The 2,258-nt window shown below is 51.2% G+C and carries 2 protein-coding genes and 1 riboswitch; both genes read right to left on the bottom strand.

Going from position 1 to position 2,258, the window contains the following annotated elements; translation table 11 throughout:
- Positions 1–1,051 (bottom strand): ubiquitin-like domain-containing protein (locus tag VF260_09555; GenBank protein HEX7057424.1); only part of this gene is annotated, 1,051 nt, incomplete at its 3' end.
- Positions 1,052–1,233: 182 nt separating this feature from the next.
- A riboswitch (cyclic di-AMP (ydaO/yuaA leader) is annotated at positions 1,234–1,426 on the bottom strand.
- 170 nt (positions 1,427–1,596) lie between these two features.
- A partial coding sequence (locus tag VF260_09550; GenBank protein ID HEX7057423.1) for a TatD family hydrolase occupies positions 1,597–2,258 on the bottom strand: 662 nt, incomplete at its 5' end.

The raw sequence follows: 2,258 nt of genomic DNA, 5'->3' as shown, positions 1-2,258 counted from the left end.
CGGTAGGCTTCACGGGACCGATCACATATACCGTTGCGCCTTTTTTCATGCCGAAGCGATCGGCATAATCGCCGTCTTCATAATAAATATCAATCCATTTGCCCTTCACGCCGCTGCCGATGTCTTCCGCCCTGCGGAAGCCAATGCCTTCGATGTAGACCCACCATCCAAGCGGAATCACTTTGGGATCAACGGCAATCGTCCTGCCTTCCTGCACGTGCGTCCCGGTATATGTAATGCCATATTCCGGGTCGCCCTCGGACTTGCCGGTCGACTCGATGCCGGCATGGTACGCGGTAAGCGTCACATTTTTCAATATTTGTTTTACGCCAAAGGTAATGCCGTTTTTCGACACTTCTTTAACCACCGGCGAAGACGCGGACAAGACGGTTACCGGCTTCATGGTCCCGACAGCGACAACTTGGGGAACGGCTTTTTGCTTTTGCGTCGTTTCCAGAACTTTGATCCGCGTAAGCTTGCCGTCCTCGAATATTTTTTCAATTTTATGGACGCTGATTCCGGTGACGCCTTCGCGGATTGTGCGCACTTTTCCTTTCGCCAGTTTGGCGTCAGCCGTTTTGACCGTCGCAAACGGCGTAATCTCTTCCTTTTCTTCAATCACCTTGCTTACACGAACAACGCGCAATGTTTCATATGCGTTTAAAACGCCGCCTGCGGCAGGATATACTTTGTCATCCGGATTCAGCGTAATCTGCAATTCATCGAGCGCGTCCCGAACATTCCTTGATGTGACATAAGCTTTCTCTGTTTTGCCGTCAACCGCGACCATAATCGGTATCGCGTGGGCAACAGTGATCGTATCGCCATCCTTGATCAATGCGGCCGCGTCCCGGGAAATCCGGTCATGTTCGCCAACCGTTACCGCTTGCTCTTTCAACAAATGCGAAACGTCAAATTGATGGGTGTGGATTTGTTGCGCTTTACCGTCAACGACCAGTGTAACCGTCTTGAATGATGTTCCATATAATAGCACAAAGAATAAGCTTAGCAAAAAGATGGCGGCCAACGATACGGCTGAAATCAACCGCATATGGTCATGTTTCCAAGCGAGAGCGACAGACAAACCGGATGATCGCGTAGGATGGGGTCGCGGTGTTGGGGCGATTCCCATTACATCGGTCCTCCTTAAAAACTGTTTTCAGACAACAAAAAAAGCCGGTGGAAGAGGAACTCAATCCGCGGCTTTCTGCGACTTTGCTTTGTTTGCACGAAAGGTTCTCTCTGTACGCTTACGAGGTTAGCTGACGGGTTCGGGCGCGAAGACCGCCCTATCTGCGGGATGCATTCACCATATGTGAATGCCCGATTGCAAAATTCACCCCAATGAACTGTCTTCACACCTTGCGGCCAGTGAAAACAGCGGTTCCCCCGTTCCCCGGGATCGGGAACTCAGCGAATCTGGAACAATCTGTCTGTTAAGTTGTCTGAAAGTATCTTACGCTCTTTTGCGCATGGCTGTAAAGGGACTTAAACCCGCGAATGCCATCCGAATTCCGTAAATTTGGACACCCAAAGCCGATTTGGCACGGCAAAATCATGTCTCTCTCACACATGCTTGCGTATTCACCAAACAGATCATCCATGTAACGATATTCCAAGGATTTTATTGGCATTATTGGATGTTATTTCTTCTATTTCCGCTAATTTTAGCCCTTTCAATTCCGCCGCGGCTTCCGCCACGAACCGGACATATGCGGACTCGTTGCGCTTTCCGCGGTACGGATGCGGCGTTAAATACGGGCAATCCGTTTCGATCAACAACCGGTCCAAAGGCACCCGCTCCAAAACGGCTTTCGGCTCTTTCGCGTTTTTGAACGTAACGGGACCCCCGAATGAAATATAAAAGTTCATATCCAGACACATTTGGGCGATTTCCCAACTGCCGGAAAAACAATGCATGATTCCGCCGACATCTTCCGCTTTTTCCTCGCGCAAAATGCGCACGACGTCTTCATGGGCGTCGCGGTTGTGGATAACAATCGGCAGCCCAAGTTTTCGCGCCAACCTGATTTGTTCCCGGAAAACGGCTTGCTGCACATCCCGGGGGGAAGTGTCCCAGTAATAGTCCAGGCCGATTTCGCCGATTGCCAGCACTTTCTCGCGGCGGCAGCACGCTTCAATCCAGTCGAGATCTTCCGCCCGCATGTCACGGGCATCCTGCGGGTGCCAGCCGACAGCGGCATAGATGAAATCATATTGCTCGGCCAGTTGCAGCGTCGTCGGAATCGTCTCACGGT

This window comes from Bacilli bacterium, assembly GCA_036381315.1.
Lineage (GTDB): Bacteria > Bacillota > Bacilli > Paenibacillales > KCTC-25726 > DASVDB01.
Note: the sequence above shows the minus strand (reverse complement) of the source record. Positions and strands in the feature narration are given on the sequence as shown.